Origin of the sequence: Leisingera aquimarina DSM 24565, from assembly GCF_000473165.1 — a bacterium.
Taxonomy (GTDB): domain Bacteria; phylum Pseudomonadota; class Alphaproteobacteria; order Rhodobacterales; family Rhodobacteraceae; genus Leisingera; species Leisingera aquimarina.
In genome coordinates, this window is sequence record NZ_KI421504.1 from 2,245,169 (window position 1) to 2,267,019 (window position 21,851).

Sequence of the window (21,851 nt, forward strand, 5' to 3'; positions counted from 1 at the left end):
TCACTATGATTGGTACCGGTCAGGATGCCAAGCCGTCACCAGTGTTTCTGCTCTGCTTCAAGGATGCGCATTTGCTGATGTGACGATAGCTTCTTACGGAAATTTTTGATCACCGCTTTTGCCGTGTCCAGGTAGGTTGAGATCGTAGATTTTTCAGGTACATACATATCTCGAACAATCACGCCACCATATGACACTTCTACGCTGACATGCCCATTTCGAACGCTGTACGGCCTGACCTCGATCAGTTCTGGATTTACTGAGGGGCGGTCGATGCTTGACCCAACAATCTCAACTTTTGCGTGATTGCTGTGCTTGTTGATGTCGATGCTGTTGACGTCATCCGGCATACCTCCCCCGAGACTTGCGTGAGCTACCCATCCATCAGGAGCGGAATTCCTCCACGCGTAGTAACCCTCAACTCCATCGTGTTGTTCAATGAGCAAGCCGATGTCGCAAGCACGTATCCTCACTCCATGCCGCAGGCTGAGCTGTGCCAGGTCGTCGAGAACTGCTTTTATTTGCTCATCAGTCATCTGTTTTCTCCTATGAAATGTGTTTCGCTGAATATTCTTCGTGCGCGGGGCCCAGAGCCATTGGTGGCACGGACTGACACGCATCATGCGCGCTGCGTGCATCGGTCGAGGCATGCGTGTTGGGTGAGTCGAAAGTGCTGCTGTCGGGTGTCAGACGAGCCTCGGCGCTCCCCTCTCGTCTCGATCCTGGCGATTGCTGAGCCGACATTCTTCGGCATGCATACGCGGCGCATTGTGCGATGATGGATGTTTTTTCAATTGAAATCAACGCACTAATTCGCCGTTAGAAATTCCTTCTGCATTTCTGAAAAAGGCCAATCTTCTCGTCAGTTCGGGTGCGCAAAGGTGTGCCCGGCTCGCCACAAACGAGCGCGGTCGCGCTCCATCGAGGAGGAACACCATATGTTGGAATTGCCGGACGGTAGCATCTGCCTTCCACGGCCGTCGATGGCCTCACGGAAGGTCGCAAAGGGTCGCCGGGAGCATTTCACCGGTCAGCTCAATGTCGGGCCGGACGAAGGCACCTGCATGGATATCGAGAGCTACACGGAGTTTCAGGTCGCCCTGACGCTTCTGGCGCGGCCCGAAGTGACGCATGTCGAGAACCAAGTGCCCTTCGCGTTCCTGAACGCCGATGGGCGGCCTGCAACACACTTTTTTGATTTCCTCGCCACGCATACCGACGGCTCACGTCACGCGATCATGGTGAAGTCAGATTACCGTTTCCGTTCTCCAAGTGTATCGGAAGAACTGCGTCTGATCGCCAGCCAAGTCAACGCGGATTTCGCTGAGCGGGTGATGGTTATGACCGAGAAGCATTTCACCACGGCCGAATTCTACAACGCGGAGATGATGCACGAGATGCGCTGGCCCGATCCTGCGGTGGACGGCGCAGCGCTTCGTGTCGTGCAGCCGATCATCGGCGCGGTCCGGATCTCCGATCTGGTCGAAGCGATTGGCCACGGCGGCCAAGGTTTCCGCGCTGTTGTTCGGCTTATCCGCGACCGTCACCTCGCAATCCCCGACGGCATCAAGATCTCCTACGACGCCTCAGTGACACGGAATAAGCAAGATGCTTGATATCAGCCCCAGTCCGCTTTCCACTCGCTACGCATTCACCCCTGCCGACGAAATTCTCATCGACGGCCGTGAATATCAATACTTCGAAACTCGTGGCAACGAGCACCTATTCAGGCCCGCTGACGGGAATGGCATTCTTCAGTCTTTCAACAACAGCCAGATTTCACGTTGGCTGGACAAGGGGAAGTTCGAACACAAGCCTGGACCTACATGCGAGCAAGCAACCACGATTCCGACGCAGTTGCTGAGTCTGTTCAGCGCGAAAGAGAAGGAGCGCGCCGCAACTCGGGAAGCTCTCGTCTTGGCCTTCCTCGAACTCTATGACGCCAAGGAGGTAAAGCGAACCGACAAATCCATCAAAAGCATGATGGAGAAAATCTGTTTCCGCGCCGGAAAGATCATGAAAGAGACGACACTTCCAGGAATGTTGCCGACGCAGGCAACTCCCGAGGAGGTCAGCGCGCGCTCTTTACGGCGCTGGCTCAAAGGCTACGAGTATCATGGTATTGCAGCGCTTTATGACAGCGTGTCTGATCGGGGGAATTACGACCGGCGGATCACTGGTGGTGAGCGTGAGCTCATGTATCGCACCGTCCTTGGCTATCTCAGCGATCTGAAAAAATCACCTGCCAACATTGTTGCCGATGTTCGCGCGGCATTCGTCGCAGAAAACGAGCAACGCAAAGCGGAAGGCCTGCCTGAACTGGTGTGTCCGTCGCGGATCACCATCCGCAATGCTATCGCATCTCTCGACCCTTTCCGGGTGAAGCTGTCGCGTGATGGCAAGGACGCTGCGCGCCGAGCGTATTCACCAGTGGGCCAAGGGATCGACGTCGAACGCCCCTTGCAGCGGGTTGAAATGGATGAGCAGCAAATCGACCTAATCTCTCTCATGGCGGACTCGGGGCTGCTGAACTTTTTTAGTGACGATGAGAAGGCGGCCTTTGGTTTAGATGGCACGCAGGGGCGTTGGTGGATGACTGTCGCCTTGTGCATTCGCACCCGCTGCATCATTGGGATGAACCTTTCGCGCACCCCGACAGCTCAGAGCGCATTGCGTACCGCTGAAATGGCGATGCGTGACAAGGGCGTTTGGTCAGATGCAGTTGGCGCGCTCGAACCTTGGGAGCAATTCGGGATGATCGGCACGCTTGTCACCGATTGTGCCAAGCAATTCGTCGGCCATGACTTCCGGGCGCGGATGCACGACGTCGGGGTCAATGTGCTGCACACTCCGGCGGCAGCCCCGTGGTTGAAGCCCTACATCGAGCGTGTCTTCCGAACCTTCTCGACAAGACTGATGCCACGTCTCTCGGGGTGCACGTTTGGAGACATTCTACGTCGCGGTTCAAGCAATCCAGAAGAGAAAGCCGCGCTAACTGCCGATCAGCTTTGTGCAGTTCTGGTGCGATGGATCGTCGATATCTACCATAATACGCCTCACGAGGGGCTGGATGGTGAAACACCGCGCAATTGCTGGCATCGCCTGACGGCCAAATATGGCGTCACACCGCCACCCTCACTGCCTCGCCGTCGTCTGATCTTCGGCCAGGAAATCAGCCGTGTCCTGCACAAGGACGGGATTACGGTCCTTGGTGTGCGCTATCATTCGAAGACGCTCGCGCAGCACATGATGCACAGCAATGATACACAAATGGTGGTTCGTTGGTATCCCGAAGACATCGGGGCGATTTGGGTCAAGATCGGGGACGCCTGGTGCCCCGTAACCGCGGTTCACAAACGCTTCCACGGCGTTTCTGCGCAGCAATGGTTGATCGCACGACGCCAGCTGCGTTTTCAGCACGAATGCGCTGCAAAGGCGAAGGCATCCGTCGTTCAGAAAGCTCTCGACTTCGTAGCGGAACAGAACGGTCTGGCAATGAAACGCGTAGGGGTCGTGCAGCAGGACTGGTCAGCTGATCGGATCGAGCGTGAAGAGCAAGCCATGTTCACAGGTTTCGGGATCGCCGAAGATGAGGACGAGCTTACCGGCTCCATCGCCGAACACCGCTGGGGCGAGGCGCTGCCTACAGCGGCCTCGACCGCGCAGGCGGCGGAAGAAAAAGTACACGACCCGGCAGAAATTTCTTCCGTCCCGGCGGAGCCGTTCCAATTTCCCGTCGAGCATCATCCCGCCTCCTCGGACGGTGACGATGATGATGATGATGGGGAATTTCTGACACTTTGGGACAAGTAACCGATGACCATGATGACCTCGATCCCGGCCCCGGCTCTCGCAGCCGTGGACCGGGCCGCAAGCAAGTATATTCCCACTGGACGGGACAAAGACTTCCGGCATCAGCTGGACCGTCTTTTCGCCCGCGACGATACCGGCGCGTTGACGGCTGCGCTGCGGAAAGATCCCGGGACCGGGGACGCCAAAGGTCTCGCGGTCATCGAAGCCCCAGGGGGAGGAAAATCTACTTTGATCGAGAAGGGGCTTTCTCGGCACCCCTTCCTCGAGCCCGAGTTTGAAGGGCACCTGCCATACATTAAAATCAATGCTCCGAGCCCTGCTACCCCGAAGAGCCTGCTGATCGAGCTGCTCATGGCCACTGGCTACGCGGACGTATCGTGGTCGAAGTCGGAACAAGAGATCACGAAGCTCCTCCGGCACCGCTTGCAATTGTGTGGCGTGCTGATTGTTTGGATCGATGAGGCGCACGACTTGATCGGTGGGGGGACGCCTCACAAGGTTCAGACAACCGTGAAGTCCACGAAGAACCTGATGCAGGGCGTGGGTGCGGTCGGACTCATCCTGAGCGGCATCGACACGCTGTGGACGCTGATTTCGAGCGACGAACAACTCAACCGCCGCTTCAGCAAGATGCCGCTGAAATCAGTGACCGCTGTTTCGGATGAGAAGATGCTCAACTCGATTGTCCGAACACTGTGCAAGGAAGTGGGAGTGGAGGCTCCAGTGTCCAGCGACCTGCTGGAGCGTCTCGTGCACGCCAGTAGGGGCCGCTTCGGGCGCTTCATCGAATATACCTTGGCGGCGCTCGAAACAGCTGCCTATGCCGGCGATGCTTTTCTGGACGTGCATCATTTCGCACAGGCATGGGCTCAGCGTGAGGGCTGCGAGCAAGGGCAAAATGTCTTCCTCGCGAAGAACTGGGCGCAAATCGACCTCGGGCAGTTCCCAGGCTCGCCGGCGAGAGGGGGCCGCTGACATGCTCTTGCCGTTCCTTCCTTTCGAAGCACATGAAACACCCATTTCCTTCGGAAACCGCTTGAGTGCCTTTCATGCCAGGAGCCCGCTGATCTCTGTGGCGAAAGACTTCGGCATAGATCCGCTCGATATGGTTTGGAATAAGCCGGAGGCACTTGAGCGCTTGGCGGAGGTTTCTGGTGTTTCGGCAGAAATCTTGCGGCAGAATGCACCAATAGCACTGGGTGAGCGAGAGTATGACCTGCGCGGCGAGACGGTGAGTGCCGAGTTTCTGTCGAGCCCAAAAATTGTATACTGCCCGGCGTGCCTTCACGAGGATGATCAACGTGGAGAGCGCTGTGCACATTGGTCGTGGGCGCTGGCTGTTATGCGGACATGCCCGGTGCATGAGATCGCCCTTCAGCGTAATGTGACGCGTGCTTGGAATGATCGTCTTCAGTCTCTTGACCACCTCGTCCCCGAACGTGGTGAGGCATTGCAGATCATTGTGGCATCGGCGCCGCGGCGTGTTCCGTCGCCCCTTCAGGATTACGTGCTGCATCGCCTTGAAGGTCGTGAGGGACCCGAGTGGCTTGACGCTCAATCCCTGGAGCAGGCTGTCCGCGCGACCGAATTGCTCGGCGTGCTCCTTGAGTTCGGTGCAGAGCAAAACTTGCCTGCTCTGGCCTCCGACGACTGGGACCGAGCAGGGCGCACTGGCTATGCCTTCACCGCCAGAGGCGAGGCTGGTATTCGTGAGGCGCTACAGCAGCAGTTCGACCGGTTCTCGACGTCGAAGGGCACACCGGGCGCGCGCAAGATTTTCGGATGCTTCTACAAGGCACTGGCATATTCCAAGTCCTTGAAGGAGCCGGGTGATATCGCACGCATCCTGCGGGAGTTCATCTGGGACCGGATTGCGATGCCCGCTGACACCAAAGTGCTGGGAAAAAAGCTGCTTGAGCGCCGTCTGCACACCGTGGCTTCGCTGGCATTGGAGACCGACCACGACCCCCGGCGGCTGCATAGCATGCTGGTAGGGCAAAATATCATTCCAGAAGATGCTGCCTCGCACTTCGCTATTCCGGTGGAAATCGGACGGGCGGTCGCCGCACGCGTAAAGCGCATCGTCAAGATTACCAAGCTACCCGACGCTCTGAACTGCACCCGGCCGATGGTCGACCAACTGTGCGCCGAACGTCTTTTGAGGCCAATCTACTACGGAACGCCTGGTATCAACGGCAAGCTTCAGAAGGGGGTGGATGGTGATGAGGTCGTTGATTTGACGGATGCACTTTCCGCGAAAGCTACTTTGAGCGGGGATGTCTCGGGATTGGTGACGATCGCGAAGGCGGCGGAGAAGGCAAAGATCCCTGGCGTGTGTGTAGTGCAACTGATCCTCGCGGGTTGTCTTCAGAGCGTTGCCCGTATCGGAGGCGTCCCTGGCATAGGAGGACTGCGTGTCTGTCCTTCCGAAGTAAAGGCGGTCGCGGCTGCAACCCTGCTCGGTATGACCGCAACAGAGACGTTCGCCGCCCTCAAGCTTACCAGGGATGCGGGATGGGAACTTGTGGATCGCTATCCCGAAGAGGTTTCGCTGACACCTCAAAAAATTGCGGGTGTCAGTTCTGCATTCACGATCACGCGGTTTCTACCTGAGACCGTCTCAGCTTTTGACGCGCGGTTCACAACGCTTGCTCGTGCCGCTGAAAAACATGGGCCTGGAGTCAAGGAGCTGAAGGTTTCGCTGAAGAAAGTTGGAGTGAAGCCGGTCCTTCCCTGGCGAGAGGTCGGCGCAGATATCTACAAAGTTTCGGATATCGCAAAGTGCCTGCCGAGCTGATCTGCGAGCGCGATACCAAGATACATCCGATCAAAGAATAGGGCCGCCCTTCGGGGCGGCCTTTTCTGTTTCTGCTGACGGATCTCGATCTGCGGCGGCTTCCGCTTCGGGAACTCAAAAAGTGGCCAGCATATGCTATCATAGTGGCCAAATTAGTGGAGTTCTTCAGCAGTGTGGTAACGAGAAACCAATGGGTTAAGGAGACGTGGCGAAGGGGCAGTGGCCACTAATCACTTACACTTACAACTGTTGTTCGGATGGTGTGAAAGCTCGCATCAGTTTGCAATTTGACCAGCTTAAACTGCAATTCTGACCACTAAAAGTTTGCCACTGCTCCCTGAGGGCGGTGGCTTTTCTGTTTGCGTACTTCCTGCAATCGTTTCCAGCAGGTTTCCAAGAGCGACTCCAAAACGTTGTTTAACGCTGCAGTCTTCAAGGATGGTCGAGGAATTGAGGCCGAACTTGGTGATTGGCAGTCTAAATCAGGGTATGGCGCCTGTCCTGCTCCCCGCGAAATCCCTCAACATGATGTAGAGTTCGCCCAACCCTGAAGGAGCAGAGGAATGCGGAAGAGCCGTTTTACCGAGGCGCAGACTATCGGAACGTTGGCAGTCCGTTCTCGGCGCAGCATACTTTGGCATTCATTAAGTGACATCCGAAGTTTTACGCTCAATTTCTGAGTGATCGGCTATCCCGCGTGTATTTGCGGCCGACTACCAGCTTTGAGTTCTCGAGCTCAGGCGCAATTTTCGACGTTGTGTAGATAAGTTGATGAGGTTCTTTGCTCTCCTGCGAGAGCTTTATTAGCAGTCTCTGAAAGTTCCAGGACCTTTCTTCGACCATCCCTTTGTCTTCGATATTGTCAAACAACATCCAGCGCGGAAGTTTGAACTTCTTGTCAACAAGTGATGATCGAAACATAGCAGCAGCAAAGCTGTTTTTTAGAACAATCATACCGCTCGCGCTGCCGGCGCGATTTTTCTCACCATTTATTGCCATCCAATCTTCTGAAAAATCAAATTCAACGTGTTCAACTTTTCCAAAGTCGCTGTACTCCTGCAGATCTTCATCCAAAAGCTTTTTGGCTTCAGTTGAAATTGTAGAATATGCCTTTGCTTTTCGCGCTCCCTGCTTTCGCTCTATAGACGTTATCTCGTTGTTCAATCTTGTTAGTTGGTTGTTGAGGTCTTCCTTGGCGTCGGATGCAGATTTTATCTTTTCTGCAATTTCGAGTCTCTTTTGCAAGCTCTCGAGCTCGCTATCAATAAAACCTATTTTCCGACTTAACTCTGCGACCTCTGCTTCTCTCCCAAAAGATGAGCTCGATCGAGAAAACTCCAAAGTTGCTGCGGTCTTTCGCAGTGCGCGTTTCGCTACTTTTAGGGTGGATTTTTTTTCCTTCAGTTCGGAAACACGTTCAGCTTGCAGGGAAAGGGATTCTTTTAACTGCATTTGGAGATCTAACTTAACAGCAAGAGTCCTGGAAGAGTCCTCCTCCTTAGATCGCGGCGTGTCACAAAGTTGACAATGACCTACTTCTTTAGTCTGGACGGGAGCAAAACAGGACGGGCAGTATTCAAAATCCAAGTGACCTAATGCGGAAAACGTTTCAGATGCCACCTCGAAGTCTCTAAGAGATTGTTCTAAATGCTCTATGAAGCCATCGGCGTCATCAATTTCATATCCCAATGTTTCAACGTCATCTTCGAGATCGCGCACTTGTCGTCTTGCTGAGTTATATGCCCTGGTCGCTTCCTTTCTGTTCTTGGCAATTTCAGGCGGCTCCTCTTCGATCTCACTGTTTGTCAGCAAGTTTTCGATCACGGCAAGGAGATTTGAGCGCTCCTCCTGAGATGCTTTCATCGCAGTTTCGATGTGTTCAGTGAGGATTTTTTCGCCGTACCCGGAAGCTACAGACACAAGGTTTCTGTACAGCGTGACAGCGGAATCATATTTCTTTCTGACTTCTCTGAGCTTCATTTGCTTTTCGAAGAGGTCGTAACCACCGACACCAGCAAGGAGGTCGCCAACTGCTTGGCGGGTTTGCCACTTGTCAAAGCTTTCTACTCGGAAAATTCTCTGAACTGGCGTGAGCTGATCAACATAAAGCAGTCTCAGTATTTGGTGCATGGTGATGTTGCTGGAGCCATCACTTATTGCTTCCGGCAGGCCCATGGCCTTGAAAAGAACTTGGCTAAAACTGTAGCCGTGTTCTGGGCGCATGTAAGGTAGTTCTTGCCAGTTTCCTGATCCGCTCTCAAGTGCTTGCTGCATTTCTCCGAAGTAGATTTCCATTGGACGTGTTTTCTTGGTTGATACCGCACGCCGCAAAGTCATTTTTCCTGACGGTGTTGTGATTTCAATAAGTGTGTTTTCAGCCCTGGATGCTGATGGTTTCCACTCCGTTAGGTCCCCACCAAGGCCGAAGAAAATAAAGTCAGCAATCGTTGATTTACCACCTCCGTTAGAGCCATGGATGATATTGACACCATCGTGGAAGGTCTCGTCGTAGAGTGCTGAGCTGCCGCGGGTGACAAGAAGCCGATTGAGGCGAAGTCTGGAAGTCATAGAATAGGCCCTCGCGCCGGAATGCCGGCTCTCCTCACCAGGCCCTTGGGGCCGGTGACTGGCAAGTTTCCAACGTCTTTGATCAGAAAGGAAAGCAGATACTTTTCTGCCATCCGTTGCCTTTCTACTGCTTGAAGTATCGATTGGGGGACATTCTCAAGCATTAAGTGAGCGCGATGGTCTCGAAGGGAGTCTCGCCTTAAGAGACCGCGACCTGTAAGTTGTTTAAGTGCCGTGGATTGAAACACTTGCAAGTCTTGCCAAATTGCGGCGGTCCCGGGCAATCGGATGAAGTACTTGTTGGGATGAGTAATCTTTAGTTTTCTAAAGTTAGACTTTTGTTCGTTAGGTAGTGAGAGACGGTAAAGGAGTGGGGGGTAAAGGAAAAACATGTCCAGGATCCGCAGTTTTTCAACCCGTATGGCTCCGCCGTCTTCCTTGAGAAGAGAGATTATTCGAAATGCGCAATGGTAGGGATCGCGCGACGAGTGCCAAATTCTGTAATCAGTCATTGTCCCAGGCCAAATGGCAATTCCCTGCTAAATAATAAAGTACTTCATCTACATGGTTGGCTGTAATTTCATGGTCCTGTGTGGAATGGGCTTTCACGCAAGGAGCGATAACGTTGTCTTGTATTTCATCATCAATTGCTTTGTGGTCTCCCGATTCAGCGATAACTCTCGTTACATGCCTATTGAAACGAGACTCCACATCAGACATCAGCTTGGTGTAGCGTGTGATGGCGGCAGGTTGAGCGAGGCGGCTTCGTAGCTCTGAGGCGAACCGCTCCTATTTACGCCGAGCATCCCGAACCAAGTACTCTCTGTGTGCGTCTTCCAATTTTGTTTTTAGGTCTCGCCTGTCTTCTGCGGCAACTGTGGTGAAGTATTCATAGTCAGACAAAATTACCTGCGAGCAGTCAGCCAGTGGGTCGCTATTTTCATGAACCTTCTCCTTCGAAGAGACGACGTCTCCTGTCGAAGATCCGCCGCCTCCGGTTGCTTGGCCGGTTTGGCTTAAGACCTTTCTGATAGTGGTGGATACTGACCTGTAAACTCTGGATTCTTTGTTTTCAGGTTTGCAAATGTTCGTGTGGTTAGCCTCTACAGCTATGGGTTCACTTCCCAGAACTCCGGGGTCCGCCGTAACCTGATCTACTACCCGAATTCCCCAAGTGTCCTTTGTTTCATAGAAAGACTTAACGACTAATCCCTTACGGTTTGCTGTGTTCCGGAAGTGGCTGTTTAAGTCGAGTAGTGCATCTTCAGCGTACAGGAGTTGCTTAGCCTGTTGGCTCGTAAAGTCTCTTAGGACAGCGTCAATCGCAGTAGCAACTTTTGCACCCTGATGGGGGGTTCCCAAAAACACCATACCTTTGATTGATCGACCAAGCTCCGTGAAGTCTGAATCAAGCGAGTCCTCATACTTGCGCAGAATTCGTTTGGCGATCAGGCCCCCTAAGCTGTGACAGATGATAGGAGGTTTGGTGAGCGAACATGCCTGGAAATTAGGTCGTCTGCAATCATGGTCGCAATGTCTTGGATGGAAACGCCACTTCCCTTGAGAATACTTGCGAATTTTGAGGAGTCGTAGCCCGCTACGAAGACCTGACAATCTGCGAAGTCTTCCGAGATCCAAAGGGGCCAAAACGCGCCTTTGCGCAGGCACCAAGTCTTCTCGATATCACCGCCAAGCCCGTGGATAAACACAATATCTAACTTTGGATGCTTTGGGGGGGTGGTACAGTTGGTAGGAAAAATTTGCTTCAATGCATTTGCTCGAATTCGGGGCTAAACCTTTGATCGCCAGGATATACTCTTGGCTCATACCTGCAACCATCAATTGATCCCAAGTCTCCGATCATTGCATTGAGCTTTCTGATCGTTCGGACCTCTCCACCTTTTCGCCTTGGCTGCTCACATGCATCAGGTGCTGGCGTTGTTGGGACGCATATCGGATCCAAAAAGGTTCTGGAGGTGCTCCATCGCCTGGTCTGGGCCGCAAGAAGCCGATTGTAGTCACGGACTCTTCCTACCTCGCATGCGAGCGCATCAGTATTGTCCACTAAAACTTGTTTGCAGGACGTCGTCTTCGCGCAGTATCTGATCGACAAGGAAAAGTGTCGCTGCAAAGAGACGCTGGTTGCGATCAGCATCAGGGTCGCCACTTTTCCCGCCATGAAAGAGATTGTTCCGCACGCGCCGCATCGCGCTGATTAGATCTTGAATTGACGTGACTTTCGCATGTTGCTCCCAGATCAATCTTCCAGTCTCATCAATGACCTGTTTTTTCGGCGGGGTTTCTATCAAGACCTGTAGTTCCTGAGTGTCCTTGAATTTCGCCCAAAACGGAGCGCCGAGCTTTTCGTTGGTGTATTCCTCCCAGTTCACCTCAGCAACTTGCCTCCGTCCAGGTTTCCCGTAGCCGATATCTTTCAGTGCGAACTCCAAGCGCATCATAACTTTGAACAGTTTGATACCCTCGTCAGAGACTTCTTCGGCTTTCGAATTGTCAACATCTTGGCTGGTCAATTTCTTCTCCCCTATTTTCCTTCGTGCTCAGAATGATCACCTCATTGCCGAGGTTTCTCGGTAACCTTCAGTGCCGCACAAACTCTTTTGAAGAAATGCAATATCCAAGCGCGATGAAAGTGTGTCCTGGGCAAGCAAACCCTCGGTCAGATAGCCATGGAACTTCTCGAATACCAGATTTGGCGAATGCGCAAACAAATCCACAGCCTCATTTGATGATAGTCGGGCAAGAGCTTGATGCAGCGACGTTCCAGCTTCTCCTGCATCTACTATGAGGAAGCCGTCATACTGCTCGACCTCAAATCCGACAGCGCCCAGTGCCAAGGCCAATGTGGTCGATTTGACAGTTCCGCAACGGGTTGCGAGAGCGTGCGAGGTTTGTCCGAGTTCCACGACATTTGCACCTGAGAAACCCCAGCGCCGAAAACTGCTGCGAGCCTCTTTGAGTAGCCCTAAAGCGACTTGGTCCATATACGCCGGTTCAAAATCGCGCTCGAAGATTTCAAACATTTTTTCAATAACTCGGTCATGGATCATTCCCGGGTCGCCACCAAACAATGGAGGAACGCCAGTCTTTGCATGTTTCACAAAGATGACTTTTTCCAGATCATGGATTTCCTGGACTACCCATCTGCGCCCAGAGAAAATGAGAAGCATGCCCGGAGACAGGATGTTCTCAATAGGTAGAGTCCCAAGCTCTTTCCCGTCTGCTACAAGGCGGAACTCTTCGGGCGTCTTGAACACAGCGTAGAAACTGTAGTGCTCGACCAGACGCTCCCCCGCAGCCCCCAGCAAGAGAAGACCGTCAGAAGACTGTTCGATCAGACCGGCTTCAGCTCGTCCCATTGCCCTGAGAACATCCAAAAACAAGTCCGTGTCGACCTGTCGGAACGGTCCTTCCTGACATAAAAGGCGATAGAGCCTGCTTGCTTGGGCTCCTCCGCGTTCTGCAATGACGGAAAGAACCTGGTGAACCAGCGTGGATAGGTGGAGAGCATCCGGTCTCGGGGGTTCGCACCACCCCTCGAGCAACAGTTCGATCATCGCAATGGACCGGACCAAACCGAGCCTTAGCTGATCCACAAAGCTGCTTTTGCTATCGAGCCTTGCTTCAATTGCATATTGGCGCAGGATCGCGGGTTGTCCTTCACGGCGCCCTGACCGCCCCAGCCTTTGTCGCAAAGCCGCTACGCTGAAAGGCGCTCCGACTTGGGCGACACAGGTCACATCGCCGATGTCGATCCCCAATTCCAACGTCGAAGTGCAAACAGCGGTGGTCGGCTGGTTTGCGTCTTTCAGCCGCTTTTCAACGAAGTCCCGGTGTTCCCGGGAAAGGCTGGCGTGATGTGGATAGAACTCCTGTGGCAGGTGTGATTTCTCACAGAGCTCTCGCAGCCGGTCTGCGTATACTTCGACATGGTCACGCCTGCCTGCAAAAACGAGGTTGTCGCTGCCACGCAAGTGCTGAAACAAGTGCTCAGAGACGGCATCCGTTGCCGAAGGTGTGTTTTCACCTTCACCACCAGACACGTATCCCCGCAATTGCAAGAGAAGTTCGGCCTCTCCTCCCTCAGCTTTGATTAACTTGACAGCATCGGCGTTGTCCGGCCGCAGGTAAGCCCTGGCCATGTTCATATCACCAAGAGTTGCTGACAAGCCGATACGGCGGATTGGCCGCTTCACAGCTATTTCCAGCCGAGTCAGTAGTGAGCGCATTTGCACGCCGCGCTCACTGTCCAAAACGCTATGTAGTTCATCGATCACAACTGCCCGCGTTGCGCCAAAGAGGCGTGGAATTTCGAGGCCGCGCCGGACGAACAATGCCTCAAGGGATTCAGGTGTGATCAACAAAATGCCTTTTGGCGATTTCATTGCGCGGGATTTCACGCTGCTGGAAACATCACCATGCCAAGGATAAACCGGCAACTCTGCGTCACGGCAGAGGTCTTCAAGGCGCATGGCCTGATCAGTAATCAGGGCCTTGAGAGGGCCGATGTATAGTAGATCAAAACCACTGACGGTGGCTGGATCGTCCAAAACCTGTGAAATCAACGGCAGAAATGCAGCCTCTGTCTTTCCTCCCGCAGTTGAAGCCGAGATGATGACATCGCGGTCACTGCCAGTAACCGTATGAACCGCATCCGCTTGTATCTGGCGTAACTCACGCCAGCCTTTCGAACGCACCCATTTCTGAACGGGGTGTGCGAGCTTATCGAAAGCAGTCGTCATCGTGCTAATTTACAGCCGGAAGCTGACGAGGTCGTCATTGTCCTCGGTTGGCAGCGATCCGGTAGCTTCGTCGATGTCACTGAGGTCATCTCCTTGATCGTCAGCGACCTCAATCTGATCAATCAGGTCAGACCACATCACTCCTGGGTTTTGTTCCAGAACCGCAAGCAGGTTTACAAAGGCGGTGACAGTGTTACGGGGGGTACGGAAATAGGCTTCTCCAATGCGCTCGGAACAATGTGTCATAAACGCTTCCAGCGCACTGTCAGGCAATGCAGCCTCTTCTCCCTGCATGACGCGGCGAACGTTCGCCAGCAGAACAAACAGATCTTCCGGGGTCAGACTTGCCAAGCGTATGACTGGGCCGGACAAATCCACGAGACCATCCCGTGCAAAGGTGTTTTCAGCGAGGCGCGATTGAAGCGCCTCATAGCTGTAAAGCCCCCGTCGGGTATTCATCAGAAACTCCGGTGTGCCGCCCATCAGGAACCCCAGGTTCTGCGCGCTGCCCTGGAGCACATCATTCAAGATGCGCAAGATTTGCTCATAATTGGCGTTACGGGCTTGTGAAGAGGTGAGTTTATAGAGGTTCACCATCTCATCCATGCCAACAAGCAGGCCTTTGTAACCGGCTTCTATCGTAAATGCAGACATCAGCTTGAGGTGGTCATAAACACTTGCGTCATTGACGATTGTACGGACACCAAGAGCCTTGTGAGCATCCGTGCGCGTAGCATACTCCCCGCGAAGCCACCGTAGCGCCGCAGATTTCAGCTCGTCGTCACCAGTTTCGTGACCTTCCCAGTAGCGCCTGACCACTTCGGCGAAATCGAACCCACCAGTCAACTCCTCGAAGTGTGCAAGCTTCTCGCGGATGACGTTCCCTGTCGGCAGGTCACGCGCTTCAGCATCTCGATGTGCAGTAGAGACAAATCGCTCCACAATGCTGGCCAGCGCTCCCCCGTCGGGCTTTGTACGGGTCGAGAGGTTGCGGGCCATTTCCGCGTAGAGACCACGTGCCTGTCCCCCGGTTGCATGGATGCGACGATCCGGAGCGAGATCGGCGAACATAACCACCAGTCCTTTCTCGAGTGCCACAAGTCGGATCAAGTTCATGAAGAACGTTTTTCCCGAACCGTACTCGCCGATGATGAACCGGATGGCGGACCCTCCGTCGGCGATACGATCCATGTCCTTGACCAATTCTTCGATCTCGCGCACCCGTCCGACCTGGATATGTCGCAATCCCAACTTGGGCACGACGCCTGCTCGCAGAGCTTGAACAATGGCATCACGTTCACGGGGTTTAAGCCTCGACATGGTCGATCTCCTCTTCAAACTTTTTCTTCAATTCTTGGGCCAGATCGGGCGCCACTTCATAACCGTCGTACTCGTCAAGAAGTGCCTCGTCGTAGGTTCCAAACGCCCACTCGTTTATGTCTTCAATGGCACCTGAAGCGAGCAGCCCTGATTGACGACACAGGTCTTCAAATGCCTCTTCGGTCCAATGCTCCTGAGCGACAAGCGCCCTTACAAGATTTGTCTGTTTGGTATCCAGTCCTGCAAGCACCGCAGAGGCGTTCCCGATTTCCTCAGGTTCTTCTGATGCCTCGTCGAAAATATCTCCCAAGACCGATGAGACCCGCGCAGTGTCAGATTGGATCGCGGCGATCCGCGCTGCGTCCAGCTTCGGTGCACCAGCTGGTTTCTCATCAGGAATGACTTCTCCGGCCGCTCCGGGCTCTGCTGCCCGCACCCGCACAGGCCCATCGCTCACATTGCCCGCATGAATATCCGAATAGACAAGCGACGGATCCAGACCCAAAGACTTATAGATCTTTTCGATTCCGGCCACTTCTTCGGGCTGAATAATCCCATCAGCGTGTGCTGCCGCGACCAGGGCCGAACGGATGGAGGCCTGTGCCTCGGCTCCGGTATCCTTGAGCTTGCGCTTAAGCAGCGCCAAGTCTGGAGGCACGGCCAGCATCCAATCCAGATTGGCTGCAAGGCGGCGGTGTTCCTGCTCGCTGAGGCCTGCAACACCAGCGATCTTCGCGCGAAGCGATTTCCTTTCGCTCTCACTGATCTGACCATCAGAGTGGGCCACAAAGGAGCCCAGTGCAATCTCAATCAATGCTGCGCGGTAGCCATCCGAAACGTCTTCGAGTTGCGCCACTGCATCGCCCAGATCGAAAAGCACTACCGGCTCACCGGGCTTGGGTGACCGCAGCGCGAAACGTGGGTCAGGAGCAAACCCATAGCCGAGCCGAGCCAGAGCATCCGCCACCCCGGTGAGTGTTCGCTTGCTCAGTTTTTCGGGACGTTCGCCTTCAAGCTGCTCAACTACATCCAGAACTGGCACCAGGCCGCCGTTGTGAACAATTGCGCCGACCCATGATCTCAATTGTTCTAACTCGTCGCTTGGGAAAAGGTCCCACAGCTCCTGCGGCAACAGCGCCTGCGCTTCAAGACTTCCACGGCCATCAGGATTCCGACCCAGATACCGGCTAAGCTTGTCCAGATCGTCCATTACTTCATCGGCGATTTCTTGTGCGATTTCCACCGGTTTGCGTAATCCAGAAATGTCGGGAACTCTGTTTCCGTCTATCAACGGCTCAAGCTGTCCCTGAAACTCGCTCGACGCCGCCTGATAGGTGATCTTGAGCAGCTTGCGTGGTTTGTTGACTTTCAGGCCATCGGGGAAACGGTCTTCAAAGCGCAATCTGAATAGCGTTCGAAACTCTTCGGCGCATCGGGTCGAAGGTGTGCGCATACGACGTTCGGGATGGCATAGCAGCCAACTTAAGACCCAGTCTGCTGACAGTAATTCACCACGGTTCAGCCGCGCGCCAATGGCAACTTTCAGTGACAGTGGTATGTCCCAGCCACGAAACTCAAAGAGGGGTTCATCTAAGGCTTCGTCATTCAGAGAGACTTGAGCGAGTTGAATAAATTCACCGAGGTATCGCTGAACCGAGCCATTGTCGGGGTATAGGTTTTGGAGGCGACGGACCTCTTGCAAGATCTCCCGTTTCTCTGCCTCAGTTGGTTTATCCAGGAAAAAACGACGTTCCAGCCCGTAGAAATAGAGGAACATATATCCGGCATCATACCGTCCATCCTTGGCTCCGCCTGCCAGCCAATCAAGATATGTGGCACGACTATTCGCGGAGATGTCAGAATAACTTGGCCAATATGGCAGTTCGTCACCTGCCAAGTCTGTTCCACTGCGTGCAACCGAAAGAGAGGGGTCAATGTATGCGCGGCACTTGTCCCGATATCCAAAATCGTTGAGGCGTGGAGGGGTTCCAATATAGATCATCCCGCCAATGTCTCGCCCCGCAATTTGAACTGTTTCAGATGAAGGCACCCAGCCCGTACGACGCGTAGCTTTCTTCTTGGCAGACTTGGCTTTTGTTGCTTCTTTCCTTGCTGCAATCTCCGCAAGCTCGGATGCTGAGGACCTTCCTGCTTTGATGATCGCAGCATAGTCCTGCTTGGGAGGGCGGTACTGCCCTGTTTGACTGCGAGCATTAGCACTCTCGTCAGGTATCGTGCGTACTGAAACGTTTGCCGCTGTCGGCTTTACGCGCTCGCTGACCGCACTTTGGCGTATCTGTTCGCGCTCCTGGTCAATGCGTTTTTCAAATCGACTCTTCTTAGGCGGTGAACTTGGTCGTTTTGACGAGTTTGCAGGCTGTTCAGGGGCTGTCTCGGTATCAAACGTCGGCTGGTGCGAGTGTCTTCTTGCTCGCCTTTTCTCGCCCCACCACACCAAGGCAATGGGCGTGAGAAAGGCGAAAAGCATCTGCGCGCCCGGCGACCAGTCTGTGAAGACAGTGACCACTGCAACCATGCAGAGAACGAAATACAGGGCAAGAAAGAAAAACACACGAAGGAGCTTGATAATCGTCGACATGGAAAAGGCCTTTTTTCTGACCCTAAACCGCGTCACATGGTTTGCAATAGCTATCGCTTAGGTTGCTGAAGAAACTGAGCTAAAGAACGGGTAGTACTCCCAGCAGTCAGGTGCAAAGAAGCCGAAGCAGAAATCGGAGCATCAACAGGAGGCACCTTATAGATTCCGATGTTGCCGCTCTGAAGTGCCTGCGACCCAATGAACTTCAGCATTTCGTCTGCAAATATTGCGAGACCCCGATCACTCAAACAAACCTGTTTGTCTTTTTGTGAAGTGAACACACGTCCCTCAAGCCAACACCAAACGTAGGGAAAAAGATGAACACACATGTAAACCTGATCAAACTTGTCATTGATGCTGTCGTCAATGGAACTTTGACGCTTGAAGAGGAAAAGGGGCGCGTCCGTTTTGAACTTTCTGGGGAAGCTTGCTCAGTAAGGGGCCCAATGATTGCCCGGCGCGATTGGCTTGATGCCCAAGGAAGACCAGGGCTGATGTCGATGATAAACCAAGTCGAGTTCGAGGGCGTAGAGACCAACTATGCCGAGCTATTTCAGGAAGCACAGGAATACGAGGAGTTCGTTGCGTGCCGTTTGCAGGAGCGCTTGGCGCCGGAAAAGCTTTACACGCTTGATCAGGACAGGGGCTGGGTGCTGTCAACGTAAGATTCAGGGGCAACCAGTGAACATGACGACGTTTCGGCGTAGTAATCTTGGCAGATTCAGGAGCGATTGAAGTCCTTCTCAGGGCTTCCGGAATGACTTTCTGGACGCGATGCGCACTGGCCTGCCAAGGCAACCCGAATATCCTCGTTCGCTCAGTTATGAAATGCCAGGAAACATCTGAGGTATGTGCATCGGAAGGACTCGAGAAACCCCTGGAACTCTGGGCTGGAGTGCACGCCTTTCTGGAGGATGTACTATCGGTTCATTTCCGGCTCTCACGTAATTTCCTTCGCCGTAACTGGCGTGAATGGTTTGACACCTGCACGGGCAATCAGGTCATTGAAGTGGATTAAAACCTGTTCCGGAAAGCTTATCTCTGCGACCATGGTGAGGCTCCGCAGGTCTGCAAGCGCTGCCAATGTGTCAAAGCTGATGTTGCGGAGTTCCAGAAACGGAAGGACGCCGGGCAGCGCGGCTTCCACGATCCGGGCAAACCGAGAAGTCTGGGCAAGTGCCTCATCAAACGACATACCAATCCGTTTTGGCATTGTGCTTTCAAAAAAGGCGAGGGCATCGGGCGAGGCCAACTCGGGCACATTCAGCTGCGGCATCCGGGGGTAACAAAGCGCGCTGAGCGGTGCTGCGATGGAAGTGCGCCATTCTTCCAGCGCATGGCTGGTACCATAGGATTGGAGCATCGGGGCGCCATGCGTATCGAGATGACGAATGATGTCAGCGCTGTCCTGGATTAGCGTCTGACCGTCCACAAGGATCGGGACGGCCAGCCTGTCGATCCGGCCGTTCAGTTCAGGCGGGATCTGTCCGGGGGCACACATGGATGAGGTCGGGCATGAGCCCTTTCAGACCGGCTATGACGCGGATGCGGATACAATAAGGGCAGGTTTCAAAGATATAGAGCTTCATCACGGTGATCCGGAGGGGGAAAGAGGCAGAATCACCCTGTAGTAGAATAGGGTGCGCAGGTTTGAGTCAGCCGCCATGTGTAATGGCAAACCCCATTTTCCGGACGTGTTCGCCCAGATCCTGATAGTTCCGCCAACTTTCGTATTGCGGCAATGCCACGGTTTCACCCAGTTCAATGACCACATCCACAAGGCCAGCGGGGTTTTCCTCATAGACCTTTTTGATGGCCGGATAGACGGCATCGTAGAGATCGTTGTGGAATGCGGCCCCCTCGATCAGATGGCTGACCGACATATCCCCGGAATGGGTTGAGATCGCATAGTTCAGATCCCAGGTGGCCAGCTCGTTCAGAAACTGACGATTGCCCAACAAATTGCTGTCGGTCAGGAAAAGCCCGCGGGTCAGCGATCTGGGCGCATACATGTCAGAGGTCACGACGATGCCTTCCCCAGGCAGATGCACCACCGCGATGGCAATGCCATCCGCCGGGCCAAAGTGGTGCAGGTCCACTGTGGTGGTGCCCATGTCGATGCTCATCGACTCGGAAAAGGTCACGTCCAGTCGCGTGGGCAGCATGCCAAGCGGGTCCTGATCCATGAACATCTCAAAGTTTTCCTGCACCACGATCTCGGCCTCAGGAAACACCCCAGTGCCGCCCACATGGTCGTAGTGTTCGTGGGTCATCACGATCTTGCTGACCGGCAGGTTGGTCAGTTTGGTTATTTCCGCCTGCAACAGCCCGGCGCGGAAGGGATTGGCAGGGTCGGTGATCAGAACGCCGTTCTCTCCGATGACGACGAGGCTGTTGTAGTGCAGCACGTCCATTGAGTAGACATTGTCCGCAAGCTTCTGGGTGGTGACCCTGGGGCTGGCCGCCAAGGCTGCGTTGGTCAGCCCTGCGGCGGCAATCACGCCGCTGAGGGCGGCAAATATCTTATGGTTCATCCGGATGGCTCCAGTTCTGTCAGAGGTAAACCACGCCAAAGCGCTCTTCAATCAGCTTGAGATCGCGCTCGCCGGTCTCGTTCTGGCGGGAGGTTTCAGCCATGAACTCCTCGGCCCAGTCGCCAGGGAAGATGTAGCTGATAAGCTTGGCTGTCTTATCGCCCACGTTCTTCATGTAATGGGAGACGCCGCGCGGGCATTGGATGCTGGCGCCCGGGCCAGCCCGGAACACGTCATCGCCAATTCTGACCTCAAGCTCTCCTTCCAAGATGTGAAAGGTTTGGTCTTCCCATTTGTGGTAATGGTCCGGAATGCAGCTGCCGGGGGCAATCTCGCCGGCGCCGAACACATAGGCGGACCCGGTATCATCCTTGCCGGCTGCAACCGACGTGTATTCATCCGGGGCCATGAAGTACTTCCGGCCTTCGTGCCAGCCGCTCACAACCGTCTTTTTTGTCGTGGTTTCCGTTTTCTCAGACATAGTATGCCTCCTGAAATCCGGGGTTTGCATTATGGGGCGGGCGGCAGGCGCAGCCCGCGCGCCGGGTGTTACTGACCGTGCCAGATCGAATAAGCCATGCGTTCCACATGCGCGGGCAGGTTCTGTTCGTACATGAACCAGTGGCTAAACGCGGGCAGCTTGACTGTCTCCTTCAGCTCTTCGACCGATTTGCCGGCCTGCATCCCGTCCCAGACCGCCTTGAACAGCGCTTTGTTGAAAGCGAGGTCCTCGGCCAGCTGTTCCGGTGAAGAGGATGGCATGTGGCCCGAGATGACCGTGTCAAAGTCCAGTTCGGCCGTGACCCGGCGAAGGGTGTTGAGCGAGCCGACGTAGTCATGGGTGTTCAGACGACCTGGCATGTTCACAAAGCCCTGCAGATGCCAGTCCACTGCCATCAGCACCTTGTCCTCGGGCATGTAGATGGCGCTGTTGCACTGGCCATCGTTGGCACCGTAATAACGCATCTCGACGACCTTTCCGCCCAGTTCGATCCGATATTCGTCGCCCTCGTAGGTAACATCCGGCTGCACCACCCGTTTCTCCAGGTCACGAGCCAGCAACTCCGTGCAGCCCGCGTGGGTGATGAATTTGGCCCCTTCGTCTTTGAAGATCTGCCCGCCGCGGGAGTGGTCAAAATGCGGATGCGAATAGAGCACCTTGACCACTGGCTGATCGGTCAGCCTGGCGATTTCGGCCCGCATCGCTTCGGCGCGGAATTCATGGTTCGGGTCGACGACCAGAACGCCCTCATCCGTAATCACAACCAGGCTGGAATAATGCGCCATGTGGAACTGATAGCCCCCGTCTTTCAGCTCGGTCATGACCGGTTTCATGTCGTCCTCAGCGGCGAGAGATGCCCCTGCGAAGCCGACCGAGAGGGCCAGGGCTGTCAGGAATCGTTTCATGGCATGTGCCTCCTTTGCTTTGGAAGACAACGTATTGCTGATATGAGATGAGA

17 protein-coding genes and 1 pseudogene are annotated in these 21,851 nt (G+C 54.3%); 5 read left to right on the plus strand and 13 right to left on the minus strand.

What is annotated here, in order from left to right; genetic code table 11:
• Window positions 1-35: 35 nt before the first annotated feature.
• Window positions 36-536, minus strand: coding sequence for a hypothetical protein (locus AQUI_RS0115165; RefSeq protein WP_027258259.1), 501 nt, complete (start codon window positions 534-536; stop codon window positions 36-38).
• A gap of 402 nt (window positions 537-938) precedes the next feature.
• On the opposite strand from AQUI_RS0115165, the gene AQUI_RS29325 reads away from it, so the two are divergent.
• From AQUI_RS29325 to AQUI_RS0115185, 4 genes are read left to right on the plus strand one after another with little or no spacing between them, the layout of a single operon-like run.
• Window positions 939-1,616 (plus strand): PDDEXK family nuclease, encoded by a 678-nt coding sequence (locus AQUI_RS29325; RefSeq protein ID WP_051371911.1) that lies wholly within the window; start codon window positions 939-941, stop codon window positions 1,614-1,616.
• Window positions 1,609-3,813 (plus strand): Mu transposase C-terminal domain-containing protein, encoded by a 2,205-nt coding sequence (locus tag AQUI_RS0115175; RefSeq protein ID WP_027258260.1) that lies wholly within the window; start codon window positions 1,609-1,611, stop codon window positions 3,811-3,813. The genes AQUI_RS29325 and AQUI_RS0115175 overlap by 8 nt, the downstream gene beginning before the upstream one ends.
• Before the next feature lie 3 nt (window positions 3,814-3,816).
• Window positions 3,817-4,788 carry a TniB family NTP-binding protein gene (locus AQUI_RS28130; protein ID WP_035920024.1) on the plus strand — a complete coding sequence of 324 codons (972 nt, stop codon included), beginning with the start codon at window positions 3,817-3,819 and terminating at the stop codon, window positions 4,786-4,788.
• A gap of 1 nt (window position 4,789) precedes the next feature.
• A complete protein-coding gene (locus tag AQUI_RS0115185) occupies window positions 4,790-6,610 on the plus strand; it encodes a TniQ family protein (protein WP_084294420.1) in 1,821 nt (606 codons plus the stop codon).
• 669 nt (window positions 6,611-7,279) lie between these two features.
• Here AQUI_RS0115185 and AQUI_RS0115195 read toward each other — a convergent pair.
• The 8 genes and pseudogenes from AQUI_RS0115195 to AQUI_RS0115225 all read right to left on the minus strand — a co-directional run bounded on the left by AQUI_RS0115195 (window position 7,280) and on the right by AQUI_RS0115225 (window position 17,857).
• Window positions 7,280-9,178: an ATP-binding protein gene (locus AQUI_RS0115195; protein ID WP_084294422.1), complete on the minus strand. Its 1,899-nt coding sequence runs from the start codon at window positions 9,176-9,178 to the stop codon at window positions 7,280-7,282.
• Window positions 9,175-9,690: an ABC-three component system middle component 5 gene (locus AQUI_RS32510; protein ID WP_425411819.1), complete on the minus strand. Its 516-nt coding sequence runs from the start codon at window positions 9,688-9,690 to the stop codon at window positions 9,175-9,177. Before AQUI_RS32510 ends, AQUI_RS0115195 begins: the two co-directional genes overlap by 4 nt.
• Window positions 9,683-9,955, minus strand: a pseudogene (locus tag AQUI_RS32515) (ABC-three component system protein); the annotation flags it as partial. The pseudogene AQUI_RS32515 and the gene AQUI_RS32510, both read right to left, overlap by 8 nt.
• Before the next feature lie 12 nt (window positions 9,956-9,967).
• Window positions 9,968-10,540 carry a hypothetical protein gene (locus AQUI_RS31270; protein ID WP_169730801.1) on the minus strand — a complete coding sequence of 191 codons (573 nt, stop codon included), beginning with the start codon at window positions 10,538-10,540 and terminating at the stop codon, window positions 9,968-9,970.
• Between the two features lie 689 nt (window positions 10,541-11,229).
• Window positions 11,230-11,709: a hypothetical protein gene (locus AQUI_RS29330; RefSeq protein WP_027258265.1), complete on the minus strand. Its 480-nt coding sequence runs from the start codon at window positions 11,707-11,709 to the stop codon at window positions 11,230-11,232.
• A 36-nt stretch (window positions 11,710-11,745) separates the two neighbouring features.
• Entirely contained in the window at window positions 11,746-13,938 is a 2,193-nt protein-coding gene (locus AQUI_RS0115215) for a DEAD/DEAH box helicase (RefSeq protein WP_027258266.1), read from the minus strand.
• Between the two features lie 9 nt (window positions 13,939-13,947).
• Complete coding sequence (locus AQUI_RS0115220; protein WP_027258267.1) at window positions 13,948-15,258, minus strand: ATP-binding protein; 1,311 nt, start codon at window positions 15,256-15,258, stop codon at window positions 13,948-13,950.
• Window positions 15,245-17,857, minus strand: coding sequence for a tellurite resistance TerB family protein (locus AQUI_RS0115225; RefSeq protein ID WP_084294424.1), 2,613 nt, complete (start codon window positions 17,855-17,857; stop codon window positions 15,245-15,247). The genes AQUI_RS0115220 and AQUI_RS0115225 overlap by 14 nt, the downstream gene beginning before the upstream one ends.
• 317 nt (window positions 17,858-18,174) lie before the next feature.
• Here AQUI_RS0115225 and AQUI_RS0115230 point away from each other — a divergent pair, with 317 nt between their 5' ends.
• Window positions 18,175-18,522, plus strand: a complete 348-nt coding sequence (locus AQUI_RS0115230; protein WP_027258269.1) for a hypothetical protein — start codon at window positions 18,175-18,177, stop codon at window positions 18,520-18,522.
• A gap of 275 nt (window positions 18,523-18,797) precedes the next feature.
• Here the strand turns inward: AQUI_RS0115230 and AQUI_RS0115235 are convergent, their stop codons facing one another.
• The 4 genes from AQUI_RS0115235 to AQUI_RS0115255 form a co-directional block, all read right to left on the minus strand.
• A complete protein-coding gene (locus AQUI_RS0115235; protein WP_027258270.1) occupies window positions 18,798-19,358 on the minus strand; it encodes a glutathione S-transferase N-terminal domain-containing protein in 561 nt (186 codons plus the stop codon).
• 154 nt (window positions 19,359-19,512) lie between these two features.
• Window positions 19,513-20,391: an MBL fold metallo-hydrolase gene (locus tag AQUI_RS28140; RefSeq protein ID WP_051371912.1), complete on the minus strand. Its 879-nt coding sequence runs from the start codon at window positions 20,389-20,391 to the stop codon at window positions 19,513-19,515.
• A gap of 19 nt (window positions 20,392-20,410) precedes the next feature.
• Complete coding sequence (locus AQUI_RS29335) at window positions 20,411-20,872, minus strand: cupin domain-containing protein (RefSeq protein ID WP_027258271.1); 462 nt, start codon at window positions 20,870-20,872, stop codon at window positions 20,411-20,413.
• Window positions 20,873-20,940: 68 nt separating this feature from the next.
• Window positions 20,941-21,798, minus strand: a complete 858-nt coding sequence (locus tag AQUI_RS0115255; protein ID WP_027258272.1) for an MBL fold metallo-hydrolase — start codon at window positions 21,796-21,798, stop codon at window positions 20,941-20,943.
• Window positions 21,799-21,851 lie beyond the last annotated feature (53 nt).

Coding starts and splice junctions, on each gene's coding strand:
- AQUI_RS0115165 (WP_027258259.1), bottom strand. CDS start 536: ATGACTGATGAGCAAATAAAAGCAGTTCTCGACGACCTGGCACAGCTC.
- AQUI_RS29325 (WP_051371911.1), top strand. CDS start 939: ATGTTGGAATTGCCGGACGGTAGCATCTGCCTTCCACGGCCGTCGATG.
- AQUI_RS0115175 (WP_027258260.1), top strand. CDS start 1,609: ATGCTTGATATCAGCCCCAGTCCGCTTTCCACTCGCTACGCATTCACC.
- AQUI_RS28130 (WP_035920024.1), top strand. CDS start 3,817: ATGACCATGATGACCTCGATCCCGGCCCCGGCTCTCGCAGCCGTGGAC.
- AQUI_RS0115185 (WP_084294420.1), top strand. CDS start 4,790: ATGCTCTTGCCGTTCCTTCCTTTCGAAGCACATGAAACACCCATTTCC.
- AQUI_RS0115195 (WP_084294422.1), bottom strand. CDS start 9,178: ATGACTTCCAGACTTCGCCTCAATCGGCTTCTTGTCACCCGCGGCAGC.
- AQUI_RS32510 (WP_425411819.1), bottom strand. CDS start 9,690: ATGACTGATTACAGAATTTGGCACTCGTCGCGCGATCCCTACCATTGC.
- AQUI_RS0115215 (WP_027258266.1), bottom strand. CDS start 13,938: ATGACGACTGCTTTCGATAAGCTCGCACACCCCGTTCAGAAATGGGTG.
- AQUI_RS0115220 (WP_027258267.1), bottom strand. CDS start 15,258: ATGTCGAGGCTTAAACCCCGTGAACGTGATGCCATTGTTCAAGCTCTG.
- AQUI_RS0115225 (WP_084294424.1), bottom strand. CDS start 17,857: ATGTCGACGATTATCAAGCTCCTTCGTGTGTTTTTCTTTCTTGCCCTG.
- AQUI_RS0115230 (WP_027258269.1), top strand. CDS start 18,175: ATGAACACACATGTAAACCTGATCAAACTTGTCATTGATGCTGTCGTC.
- AQUI_RS0115235 (WP_027258270.1), bottom strand. CDS start 19,358: ATGTGTGCCCCCGGACAGATCCCGCCTGAACTGAACGGCCGGATCGAC.
- AQUI_RS28140 (WP_051371912.1), bottom strand. CDS start 20,391: ATGAACCATAAGATATTTGCCGCCCTCAGCGGCGTGATTGCCGCCGCA.
- AQUI_RS29335 (WP_027258271.1), bottom strand. CDS start 20,872: ATGTCTGAGAAAACGGAAACCACGACAAAAAAGACGGTTGTGAGCGGC.
- AQUI_RS0115255 (WP_027258272.1), bottom strand. CDS start 21,798: ATGAAACGATTCCTGACAGCCCTGGCCCTCTCGGTCGGCTTCGCAGGG.